This window comes from Pseudomonas sp. NPDC090208 (genome assembly GCF_044746785.1).
Classification (GTDB): Bacteria; Pseudomonadota; Gammaproteobacteria; order Pseudomonadales; family Pseudomonadaceae; genus Aquipseudomonas.
This window is the reverse complement of sequence record NZ_JBIVCU010000001.1, coordinates 661,225-686,063: the sequence shown is the minus strand read 5'-3', so window position 1 is coordinate 686,063 and position 24,839 is coordinate 661,225. Positions and strand designations below refer to the sequence as shown.

The 24,839-nt window shown below is 62.0% G+C and carries 21 protein-coding genes; 10 read left to right on the top strand and 11 right to left on the bottom strand.

All coding sequences use genetic code 11. The features are described from left to right. A partial coding sequence (locus ACIPL0_RS03035; protein ID WP_400731274.1) for a transposase occupies window positions 1-438 on the bottom strand: 438 nt, incomplete at its 3' end. A gap of 470 nt (window positions 439-908) precedes the next feature. Here ACIPL0_RS03035 and ACIPL0_RS03030 point away from each other — a divergent pair. The 3 genes from ACIPL0_RS03030 (at window position 909) to ACIPL0_RS03020 (ending at window position 4,268) form a co-directional block, all read left to right on the top strand. Next, window positions 909-2,948, top strand: a complete 2,040-nt coding sequence (locus tag ACIPL0_RS03030; protein WP_400596859.1) for a putative bifunctional diguanylate cyclase/phosphodiesterase — start codon at window positions 909-911, stop codon at window positions 2,946-2,948. 144 nt (window positions 2,949-3,092) lie between these two features. Then, the gene (hexR, locus tag ACIPL0_RS03025) at window positions 3,093-3,959 is read left to right on the top strand and encodes a transcriptional regulator HexR (RefSeq protein WP_400596858.1); all 867 of its coding nucleotides are present in this window, start codon (window positions 3,093-3,095) and stop codon (window positions 3,957-3,959) included. A 102-nt stretch (window positions 3,960-4,061) separates the two neighbouring features. Then, window positions 4,062-4,268 (top strand): PA3496 family putative envelope integrity protein, encoded by a 207-nt coding sequence (locus tag ACIPL0_RS03020; RefSeq protein WP_400596857.1) that lies wholly within the window; start codon window positions 4,062-4,064, stop codon window positions 4,266-4,268. Here the strand turns inward: ACIPL0_RS03020 and ACIPL0_RS03015 are convergent. Continuing rightward, window positions 4,234-5,184 carry a LysR family transcriptional regulator gene (locus ACIPL0_RS03015; RefSeq protein WP_400596856.1) on the bottom strand — a complete coding sequence of 317 codons (951 nt, stop codon included), beginning with the start codon at window positions 5,182-5,184 and terminating at the stop codon, window positions 4,234-4,236. The two genes, ACIPL0_RS03020 and ACIPL0_RS03015, sit on opposite strands and share 35 nt — an antisense overlap. A 173-nt stretch (window positions 5,185-5,357) precedes the next feature. Between ACIPL0_RS03015 and ACIPL0_RS03010 the strand changes: the two genes are divergently transcribed. Continuing rightward, window positions 5,358-6,773, top strand: a complete 1,416-nt coding sequence (locus ACIPL0_RS03010) for an acetyl-CoA carboxylase biotin carboxylase subunit (RefSeq protein WP_400596855.1) — start codon at window positions 5,358-5,360, stop codon at window positions 6,771-6,773. Window positions 6,774-6,784: 11 nt separating this feature from the next. Continuing rightward, window positions 6,785-8,593: a sodium-extruding oxaloacetate decarboxylase subunit alpha gene (oadA, locus tag ACIPL0_RS03005; protein WP_400596854.1), complete on the top strand. Its 1,809-nt coding sequence runs from the start codon at window positions 6,785-6,787 to the stop codon at window positions 8,591-8,593. 422 nt (window positions 8,594-9,015) lie between these two features. On the opposite strand, the gene ACIPL0_RS03000 is transcribed toward oadA, so the two are convergent. From ACIPL0_RS03000 to ACIPL0_RS02990, 3 genes are read right to left on the bottom strand one after another with little or no spacing between them, the layout of a single operon-like run. Further along, on the bottom strand, window positions 9,016-9,687 hold the full coding sequence (locus tag ACIPL0_RS03000) for a GNAT family N-acetyltransferase (protein WP_400596853.1): 672 nt from the start codon (window positions 9,685-9,687) through the stop codon (window positions 9,016-9,018). Between the two features lie 18 nt (window positions 9,688-9,705). After that, complete coding sequence (locus ACIPL0_RS02995) at window positions 9,706-10,152, bottom strand: GNAT family N-acetyltransferase (RefSeq protein WP_400596852.1); 447 nt, start codon at window positions 10,150-10,152, stop codon at window positions 9,706-9,708. Continuing rightward, a complete protein-coding gene (locus tag ACIPL0_RS02990; RefSeq protein WP_400596851.1) occupies window positions 10,145-10,783 on the bottom strand; it encodes an FMN-binding negative transcriptional regulator in 639 nt (212 codons plus the stop codon). The genes ACIPL0_RS02995 and ACIPL0_RS02990 overlap by 8 nt, the downstream gene beginning before the upstream one ends. 89 nt (window positions 10,784-10,872) lie before the next feature. On the opposite strand from ACIPL0_RS02990, the gene ACIPL0_RS02985 reads away from it, so the two are divergent. Beyond that, window positions 10,873-12,417 carry a PLP-dependent aminotransferase family protein gene (locus ACIPL0_RS02985; RefSeq protein WP_400596850.1) on the top strand — a complete coding sequence of 515 codons (1,545 nt, stop codon included), beginning with the start codon at window positions 10,873-10,875 and terminating at the stop codon, window positions 12,415-12,417. A gap of 316 nt (window positions 12,418-12,733) precedes the next feature. Beyond that, complete coding sequence (locus ACIPL0_RS02980; RefSeq protein WP_400596849.1) at window positions 12,734-13,945, top strand: YeeE/YedE family protein; 1,212 nt, start codon at window positions 12,734-12,736, stop codon at window positions 13,943-13,945. A gap of 161 nt (window positions 13,946-14,106) precedes the next feature. On the opposite strand, the gene tkt is transcribed toward ACIPL0_RS02980, so the two are convergent. After that, on the bottom strand, window positions 14,107-16,176 hold the full coding sequence (tkt, locus tag ACIPL0_RS02975; protein ID WP_400596848.1) for a transketolase: 2,070 nt from the start codon (window positions 16,174-16,176) through the stop codon (window positions 14,107-14,109). 329 nt (window positions 16,177-16,505) lie between these two features. Between tkt and ACIPL0_RS02970 the strand changes: the two genes are divergently transcribed. Then, a complete protein-coding gene (locus ACIPL0_RS02970; RefSeq protein WP_400596875.1) occupies window positions 16,506-17,378 on the top strand; it encodes a bestrophin family protein in 873 nt (290 codons plus the stop codon). A 174-nt stretch (window positions 17,379-17,552) separates the two neighbouring features. On the opposite strand, the gene ACIPL0_RS02965 is transcribed toward ACIPL0_RS02970, so the two are convergent. The 3 genes from ACIPL0_RS02965 to ACIPL0_RS02955 all read right to left on the bottom strand — a co-directional run bounded on the left by ACIPL0_RS02965 (window position 17,553) and on the right by ACIPL0_RS02955 (window position 21,072). Next, window positions 17,553-18,665 carry a polyamine ABC transporter substrate-binding protein gene (locus ACIPL0_RS02965; RefSeq protein WP_400596847.1) on the bottom strand — a complete coding sequence of 371 codons (1,113 nt, stop codon included), beginning with the start codon at window positions 18,663-18,665 and terminating at the stop codon, window positions 17,553-17,555. A 30-nt stretch (window positions 18,666-18,695) separates the two neighbouring features. Beyond that, complete coding sequence (locus ACIPL0_RS02960; protein WP_400596846.1) at window positions 18,696-19,724, bottom strand: histone deacetylase family protein; 1,029 nt, start codon at window positions 19,722-19,724, stop codon at window positions 18,696-18,698. 355 nt (window positions 19,725-20,079) lie between these two features. Continuing rightward, complete coding sequence (locus ACIPL0_RS02955) at window positions 20,080-21,072, bottom strand: AraC family transcriptional regulator (RefSeq protein WP_400596845.1); 993 nt, start codon at window positions 21,070-21,072, stop codon at window positions 20,080-20,082. 165 nt (window positions 21,073-21,237) lie between these two features. On the opposite strand from ACIPL0_RS02955, the gene ACIPL0_RS02950 reads away from it, so the two are divergent. Next, window positions 21,238-21,621 (top strand): type II toxin-antitoxin system RelE/ParE family toxin, encoded by a 384-nt coding sequence (locus ACIPL0_RS02950; protein ID WP_400596874.1) that lies wholly within the window; start codon window positions 21,238-21,240, stop codon window positions 21,619-21,621. Continuing rightward, a complete protein-coding gene (locus ACIPL0_RS02945) occupies window positions 21,602-21,907 on the top strand; it encodes a helix-turn-helix domain-containing protein (RefSeq protein ID WP_400596844.1) in 306 nt (101 codons plus the stop codon). Before ACIPL0_RS02950 ends, ACIPL0_RS02945 begins: the two co-directional genes overlap by 20 nt. Window positions 21,908-21,923: 16 nt before the next feature. Here ACIPL0_RS02945 and ACIPL0_RS02940 read toward each other — a convergent pair whose 3' ends face one another. Together ACIPL0_RS02940 and ACIPL0_RS02935 are read right to left on the bottom strand one after the other, a co-directional pair. Beyond that, window positions 21,924-22,928, bottom strand: a complete 1,005-nt coding sequence (locus ACIPL0_RS02940) for an asparaginase (RefSeq protein ID WP_400596843.1) — start codon at window positions 22,926-22,928, stop codon at window positions 21,924-21,926. Window positions 22,929-23,271: 343 nt separating this feature from the next. Next, entirely contained in the window at window positions 23,272-24,696 is a 1,425-nt protein-coding gene (locus ACIPL0_RS02935) for an aspartate ammonia-lyase (RefSeq protein ID WP_400596842.1), read from the bottom strand. Between the last annotated feature and the right edge of the window lie 143 nt (window positions 24,697-24,839).

Sequence of the window (24,839 nt, the reverse complement as noted above, 5' to 3'; positions counted from 1 at the left end):
CTGTTGAATACGGCGCCGGTTATCGTCTCGCTGCTGGATGAAGGCATCACGCTGATTCACCAGCTCGGTCAGCTTGTCGCGGTCCCCATCGGGGAGCACGAAGTCTTTTTCCTCCAGGGCCGAAGCAAACGTCGCCAGCATTCGCGCGTCAATCGGATCGGTTTTGGCGCGCTTGCCCATGGCCTGTGCAAACTGGCGAGCGCGAAACGGGTTGATTCGCTGAACCTTGAAACCGGTCTTGGCCAGCAGTCGCACCGACAGCTTTTCGTAGCCGCCAGTGGCTTCGATCAGAACACGCACCACCTGTCTCTCACCCAGCCAGTCAGACAGTATGGCTAGCCCTTCGGCGGTGTTGGGCACGCTCAGTTCGCCTGCCTGGGGAAATAACGCGATTTGCAAAGTGGCCTTCGATACATCAATTCCGGCGTAGGCAGTCATGAGCAAAACCTCTAGGCTTAGGGGAGAGAGGTCACTCTGGTCTGGCTCACGCTTGTTGTTCGAGGTCGGACTCAGTCAACTGTTCGAGCTTGGAACCAGAGTGAAAAGAGTGGATGGCAGCTTGGCTCCCTCACGTGCTCAAAAGGCACCGCTGCTCATCAGCTGCCATCCACCCCTCTCACCTCTGACATTACCTCAGCTAAAGACACAAGCTCTGCTCGCGAAGGCGGCGTATCGGTCGACACGGCATCGTCTGGATCGACGCTTTCGCGAGCAGAGCTCCCTCCCACTGATCAGGTACCTGGCTTGCCGGTGGTGTTGATTTCGATCGCGCCACCGCCGGCAAGCCGGACTGCTACAGAGAGGCGCGAGTCATGCCCGCGCAATTTTATGTTTGTGACTGTTTGGTCTCTCTGGCGGCTTGTGTATGCTCCGTTGACGATCAAGGCCCACTAATTACAAGAATTGCCATGACCACCAGCTCAGAAGCCCCGGCCGACTCTGTGGCGACACGCCGTGTCATCCGCAAACAGTACGCGACCCAGCTTGCCGTCGAGCGCACCCGTCTTCTTTATCAAGGGTCGCTGCTGCCGACCCTGTTCATGTTCATCAATGGTCTGCTTTGCGCCTGGCTGCTCTGGAGCCCGGAGCGCTATGTGCTGGTCAGCGTCTGGCTGGGCTGGCTGTCGGTGCTGGTCTGCCTGCGGATTCTGCAAGTGGCGGCATTTCGCGCCGCCCCGCCGGAACGTCAGGCGCAGCCGATCTGGCGGCGGATGTTTCTCGCCGGCGCCTGTGTCAGCGGTTTCACCCTGTCGAGTGCGGCGCTGATACTGGTGCCGGTGGAGAGCTTCGTCCAGCAGGCCTGGGTGTTCGGCCTGATCGGTGCGGCCACGTTGTCGGCCAGCGTGGCCTATGCCGCGAGCATTCCGGCGTTTCTGACCTTTACCGTGCCGTGTCTGTTGCCGCCCATCGTTTACCTGTTCTGGGGCGGTGATGTGCCGTTGCGCGGCTGGGGCTGGCTGGGGCTGATTCTGCTGCTGGCGCTGATTGTGGTGGCCGCGCAGGTCAACCGACTGATCCAGCGCGGGCTGACCCGGCGCTTCCAGAACCAGGCGCTGATCGAACACCTGCAACAGGCCCAGGCGCGCAGCGAAGAGCTGAACCGCGAACTGGCCCGCCAGTACGAAGAGCGCACGCGCTACCTGTCCCATTACGACGAACTGACTGGCCTTGCCAACCGCGCGCTGTTCAACGAACGCTTGCGCGAAGCCAACCAGCATGTGCGCGAGAACGGCGGCACGCTGGCGTTGCTGCATATCAACCTCGACCGTTTCACATTGCTCAACGACAGTCTCGGCCACGACGTTGCCGACCAGTTGCTGCGCCAGGTCGGGCGGCGGCTGAGCGCGGAACTGGCGGACGCCGACACCGTCGCGCGGCTGTCTGCCGACGAATTCGCCGTGCTGCTGGACAGCCACAGCAACCTCGCCACCCTGACGCGCATGACCACCCGCCTGCTGGCCAAGCTACGCTCGCCAATGCAGGTGTCCGGGCACGAACTGGTGGTCAGCGCCTCCATTGGCGTTGCGCTATTGTCCGACTCGGCCGGCGACACGGCAGCGCTGGTCAGCCAGGCCAATTCGGCGATGCAGCATGCCAAACACCTTGGCGGCAACAACATGCAGTTCTTCACCGAGAGCCTGCAGGCGCGCACGCTGGAACGGCTGCAACTGGAAATCCAGCTGCGCCGAGCCATCGAGGAAGGTCAGTTGGAGGTGTTCTACCAACCGAAACTGGAGCTGGCCAGCGGTCGGCTGAATTCGGCCGAAGCGCTGGTGCGCTGGCGCCATCCGCAGCGTGGCATGGTGCCGCCGGGCGAGTTCATCGGCCTGGCGGAAGAAACCGGCCTGATCGCCGACATCGGTGAATTCGTGCTGCGTCAGGCCTGTCGGCAGGCGTTTGCCTGGCAGCGCGACGGGCTGGCGCCGATCCGCGTGTCGGTGAATCTGTCCGTGCATCAATTACGACAGGGCACGCTGGTCGGGCTGGTGCAGCAAGTACTCGACGAAACCGGGCTGATGCCCGAATGCCTCGAACTGGAGCTCACGGAAAGCCAACTGCTCGACAGCGTCGAACACATCGTCAGCACCTTCCGCCAATTGCGTGAGCTGGGTGTGAAGCTGGCGATCGACGACTTCGGCACCGGCTACTCGTCGCTGAGCTATCTCAAGCGTTTTCCGGTGGATTACGTGAAGATCGATCAGGCATTCATTCGCGGGCTCAACGACAGCACTGAAGATGCCGCGATCACTCGGGCAATCATTGCCATGGCCCACAGCCTGGAGCTGAAGGTGGTCGCCGAAGGCGTGGAAACCTCAGCGCAGCTGGAGTTTCTCGAAGCCCATGGCTGCGATGAAGTGCAGGGTTATCTGATCAGCCGGCCGGTCGAGGTGAAGGCCATGGGCGACATCCTGCGTAATCGCGTCAGTGATGTCTGGAGTCGCGCATGAAAAGTCCTACACTTGAGCTCGATCAGTCCGCAGGCGGTCATCGATTGCCAACAGCAAGCTCGTTTAGCTGTGCGGTTTGCAGGTCATGTAGTATAACTACAAGAAAGCTACAGCCCGGCCATCCTTCCTATTGAGTCCTGTCCTTTGAATCTGTTGCAGCACATCGCCCAGTCACGCCACCTCTTGCGCAAGTCGGAGCTGAAAGTAGCAGATCACGTGCTGCTCGATCCGGCGGCCGTGATGCACAGCTCAATGGCCGATCTGGCCCACAGCGTAGGCATCAGCGAGCCGACCATCGTGCGCTTCTGCCGCGCCATCGGCTGTACCGGCTTTCAGGACCTGAAACTCAAGCTGGCCCAGAGTCTGGCAGCGGGCGCGAGTTTCGGTCAGTTCGCCATCCATGAAGACGATTCGGTTGCCGACTACAGCCTGAAGATTTTCGACACCACGCTGCACACGTTGATGGAAGTGCGCGAGAAACTCGACCCTCACGCCCTGCAGGCGGCTGTGACCGTCATGGCGGCGGCCCACCGTGTCGAGTTCTACGGTTTCGGGGCATCGGGTGCAGTTGCGGCGGACGCGCAGCACAAGTTCTTCCGCCTGCTATTGACCGCAGCTTCGTACTCGGACCCGCACATGCAGGCGATGTCTGCCGTGACCCTCAAGCCGACTGACGTGGCCGTGTGCATTTCCCAGTCCGGGCGCTCCAAGGACCTGCTGATCACTGCCAACCTGGTGCGTGAAAGCGGTGCCAACCTGATCACCTTGTGCCCAAGTCAGACCCCGCTGGCCGAATTGTCCACGGTCAACCTGGCGATCGATGTGCACGAAGACACCGAAATCTATACGCCGCTGACGTCGAGAATTGCCCATCTGGTGGTGATCGATGTGTTGGCGATGGGCGTTGCCATGGCGCGCGGCCCGAGCTTGGTCAATCACCTCAAGAGCGTGAAGCGCAGCTTGCGCAGCTTGCGGTTGTCACCCAAGTCGGTCAAAACACACGAAGACTGACTGGCCTGGTGGCCATCGTCACCAACTTGTCATCGGTCCGCCGCCTGTTCGTCATGCCTCAAGGCCATCCTGTACTCCCGCACATGCACTGGGAGACAGGATATGCCTCGGCACTACGATGACTCGCACAGCTCCAGCGCCAAGACCCGGCGTCAGCAGGAAGACCAGCGGCGCATGGCGTTTCGCCGCGCTATCGAAACCCGGTTCGAAGACCGGCGCCTGACCCTCGAATTTGATGACTATCTGGATGTCACTGACGCTTTCTGGCAAAGCGCTAGGGTTTCGGAAGGACGCCGTCAAAGCGCGTGACCAGATCACTGATCTGCGCGCGTTCGGTGCGGATGAACGCCAGGAAGGCGTGAGCGACCGGCGACAGTCGTCGGTCCCGTCCCTGCACCACGCACCAGCTTCGGTACAGCGGCAATTCGGCGACCGGCAGCTCGCGCAGCGTGCCGGTGGCCAGCTCCAGGCTCAACGCATGCCGTGTCAGCAGGGCCACGCCCAGCCCGGCCACCACGCATTCGCGCTGTGCCTCAGCCGACGACACCTCCAGGGTGTGCTCGAAATGCACGCGCTTTTCCTTGAAGTATTCCTCACAGGCCTTGCGGGTGCCTGAGCCCGGCTCGCGGATCACCAGCGTCGAAGCTTCCAGGTCCTTGAGCGTCGGCTTTTCCAGCTGGCACAGCGGGTGATCGGGCCGCGCCACGGCAACGATGGGGTTGTTGAGGAACGGTAGAAACTCCAGGCCCATGTCCTGCGGGACCATGGACATCACCACCAGATCGTCGCGGTTGTCGGAGAGACGGCGAATCACCTGAGCGCGATTGACCACGGTCAGGTTAAGCATGACTTCCGGAAACTGGCGCTTGAAGGCGGCGAACAAGTGGGGAATGAAGTACTTGGCGCTGGATTCGATCGCCAGCTTCAACTGCCCCTGCAACGAACCCTGCATGTCCGACAGTTGCATGTCGAGGCTTTCCAGCCGGCCGAAGACATCACGGCTGGCCTGCTGCAGCGCTTCGGCGGCTTCGGTGAGGTAAAGCTTCTTGCCGACGTATTCAAACAGCGGCTGGCCGATCAGCTCTTCGAGCTGGCGAATCTGCAGACTGACGGCAGGCTGGGTCAGCGACATTTCCTCGGCGGCGCGGCTGTAGGAGCGCAGGTCGCACACCTCATTGAAAATTCGCAACTGACGCAATGTCATACGCATCAATGACTTACGCACTTTTCAATCGCTCCGGACATGGCTGAAAAGCTGACTATAAGGTTTTCCTGATGCTTAACCCAATTTTTACTCATTTTTGTTAATTGCTGATTCGTCATAGGGTGCCCACATCGCTGCGACGCAACATGCAGTTACTGAATGTCGCTCCGTACAGACCGGTCGAGGAAACGCCTGTGATAACAAAAATCCTGATCGCCAACCGTGGAGAAATTGCTGTCCGGATCGTGCGCGCCTGCGCCGAAATGGGCATTCGCTCGGTGGCGATCTACTCTGACGCGGACCGCCACGCGCTCCACGTCAAACGTGCAGACGAAGCCTACGGGATCGGTTCCGAACCGCTCGAGGGCTACCTGAACCCGCGCAAGCTGGTGAACCTGGCCGTGGAAACCGGCTGTGATGCGCTGCATCCCGGTTACGGTTTCCTGTCGGAAAACGCCGAACTGGCAGAGATCTGCGCCGAACGCGGGATCAAGTTCATCGGTCCGTCCGCTGAAGTCATTCGCCGTATGGGCGACAAGACCGAAGCGCGCCGCAGCATGATCAAGGCCGGCGTACCGGTCACGCCGGGCACCGAAGGCAACGTCGCCGACATCGCCGAAGCGCTGACCGAAGGCGACCGCATCGGTTACCCGGTGATGCTCAAGGCCACTTCCGGTGGTGGCGGTCGCGGCATCCGTCGCTGCAACAGCCGCGAAGAACTGGAGCAGGCGTTTCCACGGGTCATCTCGGAAGCGACCAAGGCGTTCGGCAAGGCCGAAGTGTTCCTCGAAAAATGCATCGTCAACCCCAAGCACATCGAGGCGCAGATCCTCGGTGACAGCTTCGGCAATGTCGTGCACCTGTTCGAGCGTGACTGCTCGATCCAGCGCCGCAACCAGAAGCTCATCGAAATCGCCCCGAGCCCGCAACTGACCCCGGAACAGCGTGCCTACATCGGCGACCTGTCGGTGCGTGCGGCCAAGGCGGTCGGTTACGAGAACGCCGGCACCGTGGAGTTCCTGCTCGCCGAGGGCGAGGTGTACTTCATGGAAATGAACACCCGGGTGCAGGTGGAGCACACCATCACCGAAGAAATCACCGGCATCGACATCGTTCGTGAGCAGATCCGCATCGCTTCGGGCCTGCCGCTCTCGGTCAAGCAGGAAGACATCATCCACCGTGGTTTCGCGTTGCAGTTCCGCATCAACGCCGAAGACCCGAAAAACAACTTCCTGCCCAGCTTCGGCAAGATCACCCGTTATTACGCCCCCGGCGGCCCGGGTGTGCGCACGGATACGGCGATCTATACCGGCTACACCATTCCCCCCTTCTACGACTCCATGTGCCTGAAGCTGATTGTCTGGGCGCTGACCTGGGAAGAGGCGATGGACCGCGGCCTGCGCGCGCTGGACGACATGCGCCTGCAAGGGGTGAAGACCACTGCCGCCTATTACCAGGAAATCCTGCGCAATCCGGAATTCCGCAGCGGCCAGTTCAACACCAGCTTCGTGGAAAGCCACCCTGAACTGACCAACTACTCGATCAAGCGCAAACCCGAAGAGCTGGCTCTGGCCATCGCCGCCGCCATTGCCGCCCACGCAGGCCTGTGAGGAACACAATAATGTCCAAGAAGATTTTCGTAACCGACACCATCCTGCGCGACGGTCACCAATCGCTGCTCGCCACCCGCATGCGCACCGAAGACATGCTGCCGATCTGCGAGAAGCTCGACAAAGTCGGCTACTGGTCGCTGGAAGTGTGGGGCGGCGCGACCTTCGACGCCTGCGTGCGCTTTCTGAAGGAAGACCCGTGGGAGCGCCTGCGCCAGTTGCGTGCGGCGCTGCCGAACACCCGTCTGCAAATGTTGCTGCGCGGTCAGAACCTGCTGGGCTATCGCCATTACAGCGACGACGTGGTCCGTGCCTTCGTGGCCAAGGCGGCGGTCAACGGCATCGACGTGTTCCGCATCTTCGACGCCATGAACGACGTGCGTAACCTGCGCGTTGCCATCGAAGCGGTGAAAGCCGCCGGCAAACACGCCCAGGGCACCATCGCCTACACCACCAGCCCGGTGCACACCATCGAAGCCTTCGTCGCTCAGGCCAAACAGATGGAAGCCATGGGTTGCGACTCGGTGGCGATCAAGGACATGGCCGGCCTGCTGACCCCGTTCGCCACCGGCGAGCTGGTCAAGGCGCTGAAAGCCGAGCAGTCGCTGCCGGTGTTCATCCACTCCCATGACACCGCCGGTCTGGCCGCCATGTGCCAGCTCAAGGCGGTAGAAAACGGCGCCGATCATATCGACACCGCCATCTCCAGCTTCGCCTGGGGCACCAGCCATCCGGGCACCGAATCGATGGTCGCGGCGCTGAAAGGCAGCGAGTTCGACACCGGTCTGGATCTGGAGCTGTTGCAGGAAATTGGCCTGTACTTCTATGCCGTGCGCAAGAAGTACCACCAGTTCGAAAGCGAATTCACCGCTGTCGATACCCGTGTGCAAGTCAACCAGGTGCCGGGCGGGATGATCTCCAACCTCGCCAACCAGCTCAAGGAGCAGGGCGCGCTGAACCGCATGAACGAGGTGCTGGCCGAGATCCCGCGCGTGCGCAAGGACCTGGGCTACCCGCCGCTGGTGACCCCGACCTCGCAAATCGTCGGCACCCAGGCGTTCTTCAACGTGCTGGCTGGCGAGCGCTACAAGACCATCACCAACGAGGTGAAGCTGTACCTCACCGGTGGTTACGGCAAGGCGCCGGGTCAGGTCGACGAGAAGCTGCGTCGTCAGGCCATCGGCAACGAAGAACTGATCGACGTGCGTCCGGCTGACCTGCTCAAGCCGGAAATGACCAAGCTGCGTGCCGACATCGGCGCACTGGCGAAATCCGAAGAAGACGTACTGACTTACGCCATGTTCCCGGACATTGGCCGCAAGTTCCTCGAAGAACGTGCTGCCGGTACTCTGGCTCCCGAGCCGCTGCTGCCGATCCCCGAGCCGGGTGCGGTCGCCAGGGCCACTGGCGAGGGCGTACCGACCGAGTTCGTCATCGACGTCCACGGTGAGAGCTACCGCGTCGACATCACCGGTGTGGGCGTCAAAGCCGAAGGCAAGCGTCACTTCTACCTGTCCATCGACGGCATGCCGGAAGAAGTGGTGTTCGAACCGCTCAACGACTTCGTCGCCAGCGGTGGCGTCGGCAAGCGCGGTCAGGCCAACAAGCCGGGCCATGTGAGCACCACCATGCCGGGTAACATCGTCGATGTGTTGGTCAAGGAAGGCGACACGGTCAAGGCCGGTCAGGCGGTGCTGATCACCGAAGCGATGAAGATGGAAACCGAGGTGCAGGCCGCCGTTTCCGGCAAGGTCGTGGCGATCCACGTCGCCAAGGGCGACCGCGTCAATCCGGGCGAGATTCTCGTCGAGATCGAGTGATCGCGACGTTACAAAAATAGACAGCCGCCCGTGCACAGACGCGGGACCGGCTGACAGTTACCTCTGGGGGAGCACTCGTGGCTCCCCTTTTTTTGTCCGTGGTTTGAGGCTGAGTCGCTGCCTTTGTGAACAACACAAAACCCCGTGGGAGGGAGCTCTGCTCGCGATGGCGTCGTGTCAGTCAGCATTTAAGTGTCTGAGCTGATGCTATCGCGAGCAGAGCTCCCTCCCACAGGGTTGATGTTGTCTGAAGGAATGCGCCTGGCCCCTGTAGATAGCGCGGCACATCCGCCTTTGTGGGAGGGATCCGAGGTTACGAGGGTCGCGAAGGCGGTGTGTCAGAAATTGCAGTGCCGAATGACACGCCGCTTTCGCGGGCAAGCCCGCTCCCACAGGGCTGCTGTTATCCGGGAGAGTCGCGTTCACACTTGGCGCAGTTGCTCCAGCGTGCAGATCTGCTGCCCATCCTTGAAGTTATCCACAGCCAGCCAGGCAGTGAAGGCGGGCTCTATTTCCGGCCATTCGCTGTCGATGATCGAGAACCACGCCGTGTTGCGGTTCTTGCCCTTGACCACCATGTGCTGGCGGAAGGTGCCTTCGAAGCTGAAACCGAAACGCTCGGCGGCGCGCATCGAGCGGGCGTTGTCGGCATTGCATTTCCATTCCAGGCGACGGTTGCCCAGGGCGAATGACTCTTTCGCCAGCAGATACACCGCCTCGGTGCTTTTCGGCGTGCGCTGCATCGACGCGCCGAAGGTGACGTGGCCGATCTCGATGCGGCCCTGGCTCGGCACGATGGACATCAGGCTGAGAAAACCGTCGATGGCGCCGGTCTGCTGGTCGATCACGGTGTAGAACCACGGATCGGTCGACGCTTGCAGGCCGATCAGGTAATCGTCAAACGCGCCGCGTTCGGTAAACGGCCCGACGGCCAGGTAGTCCCACAGTTTCGGATCGCTGCCCGGGCCTTGCAAAGCAGCCCACAGCCCTTCGGCATGACGGGCGGCGTCGAGCTTTTCCAGGCGGATGAAACGCCCGTCGAGGGTACGTGTGTCAGGCAGTCTGGCGGCTTGCCAGTGTTCGAGGTTGGACATGTTCAGGCTTCCCGGTCGTTACAGCATTTTGCGAAATTGAATGTAGCCAGGGCGTTCGGCGATGCGCTCGTAGAGCTGGATGGCCGTAGCGTTGGTTTCGTGGGTCAGCCAGTGAACCTTGTCGGCGCCATACTGCTTCGCGCTGGCGTAGACGTGTTCGATCAGCTTGCGGCCGAGGCCGGTGCCGCGCTGTTCCGGGGCCACCAGCAGGTCTTGCAGGTAGCACGACCAGTTGATGCTCCAGTTCGACCGGTGCCAGATGAAATGCACCATGCCCACCGCCTTGCCGTCCTGCCAGGCCAGCGCCGCGTTGGTCGGCTCGACGGGGTCGAGGAAGCGTTGCCAAGTGCTTTGAATCACCGCCTCGGGCAGTTCGGTCTTGTAGAAGGTCAGGTAGGCCTTCCACAGCGGCAGCCAGGCGGCGTAGTCGTCGGCGGTGACGGGGCGGATGTGAACGTCAGGCACGGGGTTCTCCAGAGCTCATCAAGCGAGCGATTTGCTGATCGGTTTGATCCTGGCTGGCGGCCAGTCCTCGGGCGACGCCGGCGATATCCTCGGCGCTGCGGTTCTGGTTGAGCTTGCGCTTGCCTTCGATGCGTTCGATGGGAATCGCAAAGCCGACGATGGCGCGCAGCATGGCGTCAATGTAGTCGCTCGGTGCGTCACTCACCGCCCACGGTTCGGCGCGGGCGGCTTCGTGTTTATCGGTCAGGCCGCTGACCACCGCGAGCAGCCGCTCGGCGTCGGTGAACACCTCGGCGTGGCCGTAGACATGCACGGCCAGGTAATTCCAGGTCGGCACCACCTTGCCGTGCTCGGCCTTGGCCGCATAGAAAGACGGGCTGATGTAGGCGTCGGGGCCCTGAAAAATCAGCAGCGCCTGACCGGATGCCAGCGCCTTCCATTGCGGGTTGGCTTTGGCCAGGTGCCCGTACAGCGTGCCGTTGGGGCCTTCGTCGGTGTTCAGCAGCAGCGGTATATGGCTGGCCTGCAGGCCGCTTTCGTCAAACGTGACCAGCGTCGCCAGGCGAGTGCCTTCGATCTGCCGGTGCAGGCTGGCGAGGTCGTCATCTTTGAAGTAGCCGGGTGTGTACATGAGATTTTCCTTGGCGATTGGCCTCATCCTAGGGCAGCTTATTGGCCTGTTGTAAGAACCATTAATGGTCGATTTCATAGGACCAATCCATGCCTCCTGTCACGCCATCCCTGACCTTCGATTTCGCCGGCATCGAGCTGGATCGCCGCCATGGCCTGAGCCGTCAGCTGTATCAGGCCTTGCGCCAGCGCATTCTTGACGGTCGGCTGGGCAGCGGCACGCGCTTGCCGGCCAGCCGCGATCTGGCGCTGGTTCTGTCGATTTCCCGCAACAGCGTGATGCGTGCCTACGACCAGCTCTACGCCGAGGGTTTTACCGAAGCACGAGTGGGGGACGGCACCTATGTGGCTCAATTGCCGGACAAAACGCTGCCGGCGAAAAAAATATCCACAAAACTGTCCACAGGCTTATCACCAGGGTTATCGACAGGTTTATCCACAAAATCGCTAAATGAGACTGGATTTTCATCCAGTAAAGTTATCCACAGTGATGCGCTTGAGCGCTTGCAGAAGCATCATCTGGCGCAACCGAAAGGCAGTCTGCCAAGGGCGTTTAGGGTCGGTTTACCGGCGTTCGACCTGTTCCCGTTCGACGTATGGGGCAAGCTGCATGCGGCTTTCTGGCGAAAACCGGGTCTGCACCAGCTCGGTTATGGCGACCCGGCGGGGGAGTGGCGTCTGCGTGAGCTGATCGCGGTGTATTTAAGAACATCTCGTGACTTGCACTGTGTCCCTGAGCAAATTGTGATCACCAGTGGCGCACAGCAGGCAATCACCCTTTGTGCACAGTTGCTGTTGAACGACGGCGATGGGGTCGCCATCGAAAATCCCGGCTACCGCGCTGCCGGTCATGCCTTCGCCGTGGCCGGGGCGACCCTGCGTGGCCGGCCAGTGGATGCCGAGGGCATGTGTCCTCCAGAGGCCAACGACGGCGACTGCAAGCTGGCCTATGTGACGCCGTCCCATCAGTACCCGCTGGGCGTGACCATGAGCCTGGCGCGGCGCCTGGAATTGCTGGCCTGGGCCGAGCGCAGTGGCGGCTGGATCGTCGAGGACGACTACGACGGCGAATACCGTTACAGCGGCGTGCCGCTGGCACCGCTGGCGGCGCTGGACCGTCACGGTCGGGTGCTCTACGTCGGTACTTTCGGCAAGGTGGCGTTTCCGGCGTTGCGCCTGGGGTATCTGGTGTTGCCGCGCAATCTGGTCGAGCCGTTCAGCCAGCGGCGCGCGGTGGACATGCGCCATTCGGAGGTCGGTACTCAGGCGGTGATGGCCGAGTTCATCGCCGCCGGGCATTTTCAGCGACACATTCGCCGCATGCGCCGGGCCGCGTTAAGCCGCCGCGACGCCTTGCTGGCAGGGTGGCCGGACGATCTGCGCGGGTGCAGTCCGATGCCTAGGCCGGTTGCCGGGTTGCATGTGTCGGTCAGTGTGGAAAGTCTGGCGCGGGAGCAGGAATTGGTGAGCAAGGCCGAGAGCGTCGGGGTCGAGGTGGCGCCGTTGAGTGATTACTGGCTGCCGGATTCCGACACCCCTGTGGATAACCGCGCAGGACTGGTGCTGGGATTTGCCACGGTGCCGGAGGCGGATATCGCGTCGGCGCTGGAGAGGTTGCGCAGGGTCTGGCAGTAACTCCTTTGTAGGAGCTGGCTTGTCCTGCGACCGGCCGGGAACCGGCCGTAAAACCTGACGACTCGCGTCTGTCTGACACTCCGTGATGGCCGATTTTACGACTGCTGCGCAGCCGGTCGCAGGGCAAGCCAGCTCCTACAGGCAGCATCTAACCCCTGTGGGAGCGAATTCATTCGCGATGCGGTTGTACATCCGACAGAGATTTATTGGATGCGCCGGGCGATCGCGAATGAATTCGCTCCCACAATCGATCGCATTTCACCCTCGCCTGAGGGGCGTATACTCGCGCCCATCGCAATTTTTCCGAGATACGTTCATGAGTCTTCCTCTCTCCGCGGCGCCGCAGCGCAAGCTCGGCACGCCGCTGATCGCCTTTGTGCTGCTGGTGCTCGGCGCGCTGTTTCTGCAATCGGCCGTTGGCGGCAAGCAGGTGCTGTTGCTGATCGTCGGCGCTGCGCTGGGTCTGGTGCTATACCACGCCGCGTTCGGTTTTACCTCGGCCTGGCGGGTGTTCATCAATGAGCGCCGTGGCGCCGGTCTGCGTGCGCAGATTGTCATGCTGACGATTGCCGTGCTGCTGTTCTTCCCGGCATTGGGCGCTGGCACGCTGTTCGGCACGCCGGTCACCGGGCTGGTCGCGCCTGCAGGTGTGTCAGTGGTGTTCGGCGCCTTCATCTTCGGCATCGGCATGCAAATGGGCGGCGGTTGCGCCTCGGGCACGCTGTTCACCGTCGGCGGCGGCAACGCGCGGATGCTGGTGACGCTGCTGTTCTTCATCATCGGCTCGCTGATCGCTACCCACCACGTCGACTGGTGGTTCTCGCTGCCGTCGTTCCCGGCCACGTCCATCGTCAAGACTTTCGGCGTGCTGCCGGCGCTGGCCATGAGCCTGGCGGTGTTCGCGGTGATCGCGCTGGTCACCGTCAAGCTGGAAAAGCGCCGCCACGGCGAACTTGAAGCGCCGGTCACCAGCGAGCACGTCGGCCTGCGCCGTTTCCTGCGCGGCCCGTGGCCGTTGGTGTGGGGTGCGGTGGCGCTGGCGCTGCTCAACTACGCGACCCTGGCGCTGGCCGGTCGTCCGTGGGGCATCACCTCGGCCTTCGCGCTATGGGGCGCCAAGGCGGCGGGCAGTCTGGGTGTCGACGTCGGCAGCTGGGCGTTCTGGCAGATGCCGGCCAACGCCAAGGCGCTGGCAGCCCCGGTGTGGGAAGACATCACCACGGTCATGGACATCGGCATCATGCTCGGCGCCGCTGTGGCGGCAGGGCTGGCCGGTCGTTTCGCGCCAAGCCTGAAAATCCCGACTCGTTCGCTGGTGGCGGCGGTGATTGGCGGTCTGCTGCTGGGCTACGGTTCGCGTCTGGCCTATGGCTGCAACATCGGCGCGTATTTCAGCGGCATCGCCTCGGGCAGCCTGCATGGCTGGTTGTGGCTGATCGCAGCGTTTGCCGGTAATGCGGTGGGCGTGCGGATCCGGCCGTTTTTCTTTGAGGGTGAGCGCCGTCCGGTGGTGTTGAGCGGTTGTTAAGGCATTGATCGCGTGACCCTGTAGGAGCTGGCTTGTCCTGCGACCGGCTGCGCAGCAGTCGTAAAATTGGTGAATGCGGTCTTTCTGGTGTACCGCGTTTACCGGATTTGCGACGACTGCGTCGCCGGTCGCAGGGCAAGCCAGCTCCTACAGTGCCTGCTTCAACTCAGCTGTACCTTCGCCACCTTCACGATGTTCTCCACCGTAAACCCGAACTTGGCCTGTAGCTTGTCGATGGGCGCCGAGGCGCCGAAGGTGTTCATCACGATCTTCGCGCCGCTTTGCCCGACGTAGCGGTCCCAGCCCACGGGGCCGGCCTGTTCCACCACGACCCGCGCCGTGATATCCGGCGGCAGTACGCTGTCGCGGTAGGCCTTGTCCTGATCCTCGAACAGCTCCCAACTGGGCATCGACACCACCCGCGCCGCCACGCCTTCAGCTTTCAGGCGTTCGAACGCCTCGACGGTCATGCCGACTTCGCTGCCGGTGGCGATCAGGATCACCTCCACCTTGCCGGGCCTGGCGTCGGCCAGCACATAGGCGCCTTTGCCAAGGCCTTCAGGGCTGGCGTAGACCGAACGATCCAGCGTCGGCAGCGGCTGGCGTGACAGCACGATGCAGCTTGGCCGGTGCGTCTGAGCCAGGGCGATCTTCCACGCTTCGGCGGTTTCATTGGCATCGCCCGGCCGCAATGTCAGCAGGCCCGGCGTGGCGCGCAGCTGCGTCAGGTGCTCGATGGGCTGATGGGTCGGGCCGTCCTCGCCGACGCCGATGGAGTCGTGGGTGAAGACGAACACCACCGGCAACTCCATGATCGCGGCCAGGCGGATCGGCGGCTTCATGTAGTCGCTGAACACCAGAAATGTCGAGGTGTACGGGCGCAGGTACGACAGCGCAAGACCGTTGGCGATGGCGCCCATGGCATGCTCGCGCACCCCGAAATGCAGGTTGCGACCGCTGTAGCTGCCAGCTTCGAAGCTACCCGCACCTTCAAACGTCAGGTTGGTTTTGGTCGAGGGCGAAAGGTCCGCCGAGCCACCGATCAGCCACGGAATCTGCTGGGCGAAGCCGTTCAGCACCTTGCCGCCCGCAGCACGGGTGGCAATGCCTTTGGCGTCGGCTTCAAAGCTGATCGCGGTGTTGCGCCAGCCTTCGGGCATTTCACCGGCCCGCATGCGTTGCAGTTCGTCGGCCAGGGCCGGCTGGTCTTTTTCGAAGCGGGCGACGGTTTGCTGCCACGCTTCGTAATCGTCGCCGTTGCGTTCCAGCAGGGCGTCACGCAAGGCGTGGCGGGCGTCTTCGGGGACCAGGAACTGGCTGTTTTCGTCCCAGCCATAGGCCTTCTTGGTCAGCCTGATTTCTTCTTCGCCAAGCGGCTCACCGTGGGCCGAGGCGGTGTTGTGCTTGTTCGGCGAGCCGTAGCCGATGACGCTGTCGACCACGATCAGCGTCGGCGCATCGTTGGTCTGCCGGAACAGCTTGAGCGCCCGGGCAAGTGCCTCCGCATCGTTGGCATCGGCAACGTGCAGAGTGTTCCAGCCGTAGCCTTCGAAGCGGGTCTGCACGTCGTCGCTGTAGGCCAGTTCGGTGTGGCCCTCGATGCTGATGGTGTTGTTGTCGTAGATCCAGCACAGGTTCGACAACTTCAAATGGCCGGCCAGCGACGCGGCCTCGGCGGTCACGCCTTCCATCATGTCGCCGTCGCCGCAGAGCACGTAGACGTTGTAATCGAACAGCGTGGCGCCGGGGCGGTTGAAGTGCTCGCCCAGCCAGCGCTCGGCCATCGCCATGCCGACGCTGTTGGCGCAGCCCTGGCCCAGTGGGCCGGTGGTGGTTTCCACACCCGTGGTCATGCGGTATTCCGGGTGGCCAGGGGTTTTCGAGCCCAACTGGCGGAACTGTTTGATGTCATCGAGGCTGACGGCAGGCTTGCCGGACGGCTGGCCGCGTTCGTCGATTTCCACCACGCCGGCCAGGTGCAGTAACGAATACAGCAGCATCGAGGCGTGACCCACCGACAGCACGAAACGGTCGCGATTCGGCCAGTCCGGATGCTGCGGGTGATAGCGCAGGAAATCCTTCCACAGCGTGTAGCCGACCGGCGCCAGCGCCATGGGCGTGCCGGGGTGGCCGGAGTTGGCCTTCTGCACGGCATCCATCGCCAGGGTGCGGATCGTGTTGATGGTCAGTTGGTCGCGTTCGTTGGCGTTCGACGTGGCAGGTGAGCCCATGGTGTTCTCCTCGTGACGTACGGCTGAAGCATCAGACAGGGTTGAGCGCGGGGAGGGCGGGTTCGTTCCATGAAATATCGGTGACGTGACGGGCTGGTTGGCCAGCCAACTGTAGGAGTGAGCTTGCTCGCGATAGCGTCTGGTCAGCTGATACATCTGGCATTGGGCGAATGCCATCGCGAGCAAGCTCACTCCTACAGGATTTCATTTATCGACAAAATGATGCGAGGCAGAACGATCTGCCCCCCATGCATTCGAACCCATTTGGGTGTGGCGTACCGCCGGGCCTTTCCACGCATGCTGCAAACGGGGGGTGGCCATTGCAGAAGATGATCGTCGAGAAATACCGGGCCATGATCAGGACCTTCACCTACATCGGCTGGTCGCTGTTCTGGCTGTTGATCTGGGATGTGATCGTCACGGTGGATTTCATGCTGTTTCTGGAGCCGCAGATCACTTTGCCGTCGATGCCGTTGACGCTGCTGGGTTCGGCGTTGGTGGTACTGACCAGCTTTCGCAATTCCAGTGCCTACAACCGCTGGTGGGAGGCGCGCACGTTGTGGGGCGCGCTGGTCAACAATTCGCGCAGCTTTGCCCGGCAGGTGCTGACGTTGATTGATGACGAACACGAGCTGAACCCGGTCAAGGCGGTGTTGCTGCGTCGGCATGTGGCCTACGTGGAATGTCTGTCGGCGCACCTCAAGGGCGGTGACTGTGGCGAGGACGTGACGGCCATGATTCCCCGCGAGGAATACGAACGGCGCAAGCGCACCAACAATTTTCCCAACGCGATTCTCAACGAATCGGCGGCGGTTATCGCCCAGGAATACAAGGAAGGGCGGCTGGACAGCATCCGCCTGGCGCGGCTGGAGTCGACGCTGGTGGACATCTCCAATTGCCAGGGCGGCATGGAGCGGATCGCCAACACGCCGTTGCCTTACCCGTACGTGACCTTTCCCCGGCTGTTCATCACCCTGTTCTGCATCATCGTGCCGATCGGGCTGGTGGAAACACTGGGCTGGTTCACGCCGCTGGCGTCGACCGTGGTGGGCTTCATGCTGCTGGCGATCGAAAAGATCGGCACCGATTTGCAGAGCCCGTTCAAGGCTTCCGAGCATGAGATCCAGATGAAGGCACTGTGCGCGAACATCTCGGGGAATCTGAATTCGATGTTGCAGGACGCGACCGAGAAGCAGCGCTGACAGCACGCACACAGCGCGGACCTGTAGGAGCTGGCTTGTCCTGCGACCGGCGGGGAACCCGCCGTAAAATCTGCGTATGTGGTGTGTCTGACACTACCAATGCGTATGGATTCACGACTGCTGCGCAGCCGGTCGCAGGACAAGCCAGCTCCTACAAAGGGACTGCAGTGTTGCTTACGTCCCCGCCTTGATCTTGGTCCACACCCGCGTCCGCGCGCGTTCGGCGTCGCGGGGCAGCGGCGTCAGCGTGTACAGCGTCTTCATCGCTTCGGCGGTCGGGTACAGGTTCGGGTTGTTACGGATCGCCGGGTCGACCAGGTCGGTGGCGTCCTTGTTCGGGTTCGGGTAGCCGACGAAGTCACTGATCGGCGCAATCACCTTCGGTTGCAGCAGGTAGTTGATGAAGGTGTAGGCGTCTTCAGGGTCTTTGGCGCCCTTCGGAATCGACAGCATGTCGAACCAGATCGGCGCGCCTTCTTTGGGCAGGCGCATGTCCACCACCACGCCGTTCTTGGCTTCCTTGGCGCGGTTGGCAGCCTGGGAGAAGCTGCCCGAGTAACCCACGGCCACGCAGATGTCGCCGTTGGCGATGTCAGCCATGTACTTGGACGAGTGGAAGTAGGTGATGTACGGACGGATCTTCAGCAGCAGCGCTTCACCCTTCTCGTAGTCCTTCGGGTTCTTGCTGTTCGGGTCCAGCCCCAGGTGCTGCAGGGCCAGCGGCAGGATTTCCGACGGCGAATCGAGCAGGGCCACACCGCATTGCTTGAGCTTGCTGATGTTCTCTTCCTTGAAGATCAGATCCCAGCTGTCCACCGGTGCCTTGTCGCCCAGCGCGGCCTTGACCTTGTCCGGGTTGAAGCCGATCAGGATGGTGCCGTACATGTAAGGCACGGCGAACTTGTTGCCGGGATCGTTGGCCTCCAGCAGCTTCATCAGGCTCGGATCGAGGTGCGAATAGTTCGGCAGCTTGCTCTTGTCCAGCGGCTGGAACACGCCGGCTTCGATCTGCTTGGCGAGGAACACGTTGGACGGCACCACCACGTCATAGCCGGAGTTACCGGTCAGCAGCTTGGCTTCCAGCGCTTCGTTGGTGTCGAAGATGTCGTAGATCAGCGGGATCTTGGTGTCTTTTTTGAAGTTTTCCAGGGTCTGCGGGGTGATGTAGTCGAACCAGTTGTAGACGCGCAGGGTCTTTGGCTCGTCGGCCTGCGCCGTGCCGGCGAGCATGGCCGCGCAGGACGCCGCCAACAGCGCGGGTGCGATGAAACGCTTGAGTCTGTTCATGGTTTTTCTCTCTTCTTCTGATTCGCAGGGTCAGACGCGTTCGAAACCTTCCAGCACATTCACGGCATTGATGCCGATTTCCTCGACGGCGTAACCGCCTTCCATCACGAACAGGGTCGGCTTGCCCAGCCGCGCGATGCGCTCGCCCATGCGCAGGTAGTCCGGGCTGTCGAGCTTGAACTGCGAGATCGGGTCATCCTTGAACGTGTCCACACCCAGCGACACCACGACGATGTCGGCGCCGAAACGATCGATTTCGTCGCAGGCCTTTTCCAGTGCGGCGCTCCAGGTCGCCCAGTCACTGCCGGCTGCCAGTGGATAGTTGAAGTTGAAGCCTTCGCCAGCACCTTCGCCCAGCTCGTCCTCGTAGCCGAGGAAGAACGGGAATTCCGCTTCCGGGTGGCCGTGGATCGAGGTGAACAGCACGTCGCTGCGCGCGTAGAAAATCGACTGCGTGCCGTTGCCGTGGTGGTAATCGACGTCGAGGATCGCGACCTTCTTGTGGCCCTGATCGAGGAACGCCTGGGCGGCAATGGCGGCGTTGTTCAGGTAGCAATAGCCACCCATGACGTCGCTGGCGGCGTGATGCCCCGGTGGTCGGCACAGGGCGAAGGCGCTGCGTGCGCCGTTCTGGATCGCGGCCTGAGCGGTGAGGGCGACCTGAGCAGCGCTATAAGCGGCCTGCCAGGTGCCAGCGGTGATCGGCGCGCCGGCGTCGAACGTGTAATAACCCAGCTGACCATGCAGGCTGGTGGGGATGACCGAGCGCAGCGTGCGCGCCGGCCAGGTGTACGGCAGCAGGTCGCCTTCCGGGTTGGTCGCGGCCCAGCGTGCCCAGGCACCCTTGAAGAATTCCAGAAACGCTTCGGTGTGAATGCGCTTGATCGGCTCGATGCCGAAATCCTGCGGGCCTTCCACGGCACCCAGCTCGCGGTCCTTGACCCGTTGCAGGACGTGGTCGGCGCGAGACGGCATTTCGAAGCAGGGCATCAGCTTGCCGTCGATCAACTCGCAGCGGCCGTGATGCAGATGGTGATCGTCTGAATAGATCGTCAGCATTTCTTGTTCTCCTCAGCTAAGACGTTCGCCATTCTTGAGGTTTGTGGGCTAATCGGAGAACGGCGGGAACGGCCAAAAGGGGATTTATCCGGCCATAAAAACTGTCCGTAAATCGCCCTTTAATGAGGCGCGAACGCCCTGTTTCGAGGCGATCTGTTAATAGCGGGCTGGTGTGATGTTGCTTTTGTGGGAGGGAGCCCTGCTCGCGAATACGTCCTTTCAATCGCCACCGCCTTTGTGGGAGCGAATTCATTCGCGAGACGGTAGTACAGGCGAAGAGTCGCTATCGAATGTACGGACCATCGCGAATGAATTCGCTCCCACAAGGTTTCTCGGTGACCGACAGGGCGATCCTTCAAACCCGAAACTGGCTCGGCGCCACACCGCTCCAGCGAATGAATGCATGGCGAAAGCTCGCTGTTTCGCTGAAGCCCAATGCTTCGGCGATGCGATGAATCGGCAATTGGTCTTCATGCAGCAACTGCTTGGCGCGCTCGAAGCGTAGCTCGTCGAGCAATTGCTGATAGCTGCTGCCGGTGGCTTGCAGGTGGCGGCGCAGGGTGCGCTCGGAGCAGTTCATTTTTTGTGCAAGCACACCGAGGCTGGGCGTCTGGTCGAGCTGGCTGGCCAGCAGTTGCCGGATTCGACCCAGCCACACTTGCCGCCCGGTGAATTCGATGTTCTGCCGTCGACAGCGTTCACGCATGTCACGGTGAGTGACCGGGTCGGCCAGCGTCAGCGGCTGTTCCAGCCAGCGACGTTCAAAGGCAAACGCGTTGTCGGCAGCATCGAAGTGCAACGGACAGGGAAAGCTTTCGCGGTAGCTGGCCTGGTAATCCGGCGCGGCATGGGCGAAGCGCGCCCCCAGCAGCGGCAACGGTTTGCCCAGCAGGTCATCGCAAATCACCTTCAGTGAAGCCATGCACAGCTCGGCGTTGAACACCCGCAGATTTTCTTCATCGCGATAGTCGCTGGCGCTGAACCAGATGCGCTCGCCGTCCTCGACCAATTGCAGCTCGAACAAAGTGCCGAGCAACGCAGGATAGGCCAGCGCCAGTCGCAGGGCGTCACCGAAAGTGGCACTGGTGAGCAGGGCGTAACCGAGAATCCCGTAGGACGACACGTGCATGCGCCGCCCCAGCGGCAAACCGATCTCCCGCCGCAACGCCACGGCATTGGCGCAGACCTGCATTTCCTGGAAGGTGGTGATGCGGATATCCGGCCGGCTCAGGTCCGCCTCACTGATCCCGCTCCCGGCCAGCAACGCCTCACTGCCCCAGCCCTCGGCAGCGAACGTCTCCAGCACCAGCGACACGGCGTTGAGGGTAGTGAGGTGGGAATGCAGCATGGTGACCTTCCGATGGTTCTGGATCGGAAAGGGGGAGCAAGAGCTGTGCCGAGGGATAAATCCATGAACACGTATGTAACGCCTGCCCGCTCGTTCGATCGGATACCGTCGAGTCGTCAGCTTTCAAATCGTACCCGTTGCGGGTATATATGGGCGGGTGAGTGGATGGTAGTTTTAAAGCGAAGGGACTTCGCCAGATGGCAGGTCAGTGAAGATTTATCTGACGGTGCGCTATGCAATGCAGTGAGGGAGATGGAGAGCGGTCTGATCGATGCTGATCTGGGCGGATGCCTCTACAAGAAGCGAATCGCCCGAACGGGGAGTGGCAAAAGTGCCGGATACCGCACGCTGCTCTCGGCAAGGTCGGGCGACCGGTATGTGTTTTTATTTGGTTTCGCCAAGAGCGCCCGGGCCAACGTCTCCACTGAAGAAAAGAAAGCGATGCGCTATGCAGGCAAGCTGTTTCTGAGTCTGTCAGGTGACGCTCTGGCGCTCGCATTGCAAGCCGGAACACTGGAGGAGGTTCATTGTGACCAGCAAAATCATTGAATCCTTGCGCGAGGACATCGCCGAGTTGTACCAGGCGGGCGCGGTCAGCAAGGTTACGATGCGCGAGTTCGAGGCCATTTGCCCTACGTCGGTTCGGGCGTTTAGCGCAGCGGATATTCGTGATCTGCGTCTGGCCTTGAATTTCAGCCAGCCGGTGTTCGCGCTGCACCTCAACACCACGGCATCGACGATCCGCAAATGGGAGCAAGGGGACAGCCGACCTGCGGGGCCGGCTTTGAAGCTGTTGAACGTGATCGCCGACAAAGGTTTGCAGGCGATCATCTGATCGGGGCGCAACGCCCTCAGCGCAACTCCCCACACACATCCAGCTCCACCAGCCGGCGCACGTCGTCCAGCGGCAGGCCGGCGCCGAGTAGGGCGTGCAGTTTGCCGAAGGCGGCTTCGCGGGTCATGCCGCCGCCGGAGAGGACGCCGACGCCGCGCAGGCGGCTGCCGGCTTCGTAGACGTCCAGTTCGACGCCGCCTTCGTGGCATTGGGTGATTGCGACCACGACGATGCCTTGCTGGCGCGCGCGCTCAAGGCTGTCGAGGAAGGCCGGGTTGTCGCTTGGGCCGGTGCCGATGCCGAAGCATTCGAGAATCAGGCCCTGGATGCCGCTGTCGACCAGGCCATTGAGTTGTGCGGCGCCGATGCCGGGGAACAGTGGCAGCACGGCGACGTTGGCCAGCTGTTTCGCCTGGCGGTAGTCCAGCGCAGCGGGCAGCTCGGCAGCCGCTTCGCCGCCGCGTGCGCGGTTCAGCGCCGCGAACGGGTGGCGGCCAAAGCTGCGGATCTTCGCGCAGCGGGTCGGCTGCAGCAGTTCGCCGTGGAAATACAGATGCACGCCCGCCGCCAGGCCATTGCCCAGCGACAGCAGGGCGCCGTTGACGTTTTCCCAGGCGTCGCTGTCCGGCACACCGGCTGGCAGCATCGAACCGGTGAACACCACCGGGGCATTCAGGCCCAGCAGTTGAAAGCTCATGGCGGCGGCGCTGTAGGCCAGGGTGTCGGTGCCGTGCAGGATCAGCACGGCATCGCAGCGCTTGCTTTCGACCGCATCGACCACCGCTTCGCGCAGGCGCTGCCAGTAGGCCGGCGTCATGTTGGCGCTGTCGATCAGCGGCGACATCTCGCGGAACTGCCACGCTGGCAAGACCAGCGCCGGTTGCTCGGCCAGTTGCGTGGCCATGCGCGTCTCGAAGCCGGAGGCGGGGGCCAGGCCGTTCGCGCTGGCCTGCATGCCGATGGTGCCGCCGGTGTAGAGCACCATTACATTGCGGGCCGGTGCGTGGTTCTGGCGATTCATGCCTGTCTCCCTGGGCTGTTTTGAGTGATGAGGGCGGATGTGCAGGATACTCAAAACCGCCTCGCGCGGCATGTCGCAGTCCGACGTCGGAACGAAATGGATCTGGCAACACGATCCTGTGGGAGGGAGCTCTGCTCGCGATGGCATTTCTTCAGTCAATGCAGTGTTGTCTGATGGGACGCTATCGCGAGCAGAGCTCCCTCCCACGGGATGTGTCTTGCGCTCGGTTTGTCTCAGGCAAAAAAAAGGGCCCGGAAGCATGCGCTTCAGGCCCTCAAAAGGGTGAGGGGTGTCTAGGCCCTCAGCCTGGTGATCGTGTTGCAGTCAAGCGGGAGCAGCGTGATCAGGCCTTCAGTGGCACCAATCGTGGGGCAATCATGTTTTCCGGGCGCAGGATGTCGGCGAGCATGGCTTCGTCGAGCAGTCCTTCTTCACGCACCAGTTCCAGTACGCCGCGGCCGGTTTCCAGCGCAACGCGGGCGATACGGGTGGCGTTCTCGTAGCCGATGTACGGGTTCAGCGCGGTGACCAGACCGATCGAGTGCTCGACCAGTTCGCGGCAGCGCACTTCGTTGGCGGTGATGCCGACGATGCAGTGCTCGCGCAGCATGTCCATGGCGCGCTGCAGCAGGCGAATCGAGTCGAAGATCTTGTAAGCGATCAGCGGTTCCATCACGTTCAGCTGCAGCTGGCCGCCTTCGGCCGCCACGGTCAGGGCCAAGTCGTTGCCCATGATTTCGAAGGCACACATGTTCACCGCCTCCGGGATCACCGGGTTGACCTTGCCTGGCATGATCGAGCTGCCCGGCTGACGCGGCGGCAGGTTGATCTCATTGATGCCGGTGCGCGGGCCGCTGGACAGCAGGCGCAGGTCGTTACAGATCTTCGACAGCTTCACGGCGGTGCGCTTGAGCATGCCGGAGAACAGTACGAAAGCACCCATGTCGGAGGTCGCTTCGATCAGGTCGGCTGCCGGAACCAGCGGTTGGCCGCTGATGGTCGCCAGACGCTGCACCGCCAGATGCTGATAGCCAGGGTCAGCGTTGATGCCGGTACCGATGGCGGTACCGCCCAGGTTGACTTCGGTCAGCAGCTCCGGCGCCAGGGTGCGCAGGCGGTTGAGGTCTTCGGTCAGGGTGGTGGCGAAGGCGCGGAATTCCTGGCCGAGGGTCATCGGCACGGCGTCCTGCAGCTGGGTACGACCCATTTTCAGAACGTGGCTGAATTCCTGGCCCTTGGCCGCGAACGCCTGGATCAGGCTGTCGAGGCTGGCGAGCAGGGCGTCGTGACCCAACAGCAGACCCAGGCGGATGGCCGTCGGGTAGGCGTCGTTGGTCGACTGCGCCATGTTCACGTCGTTGTTCGGGTGCAGGTACTTGTATTCGCCCTTGGCATGGCCCATCGCTTCCAGCGCGATGTTGGCGATGACTTCGTTGGCGTTCATGTTGGTGGACGTACCGGCGCCACCCTGAATCATGTCGACCACGAACTGCTCGTGGAAATCACCGCGGATCAGACGGGCACAGGCTTCGCTGATGGCTGCGTGCTTCTCGGTGCTCAGATGACCCAACTGGTGGTTGGCGTCAGCGGCGGCCTGTTTGACCATCGCCAGGCCCACCACGAGTTTCGGGTAGTGGGACAGCGGAACGCCAGACAGGTGAAAGTTGTTCACCGCACGCAGGGTCTGAATGCCGAAGTAGGCATCGGCAGGTACTTCGAGGGTGCCAAGCAGGTCTTTTTCGATGCGAAATGATGCAGCGGAGGACATGATAGAGAAACTCTCAGGAGAGACACGGACTAAGCCGGAACGCCTTTAATACTAGGCTTGTGGGCTATTCTGGACCAATGCTGTTAAACACTGCCCCATGCACAAACGGCATAATGCCGATGTGACGTTCGGATTGTGTCGAG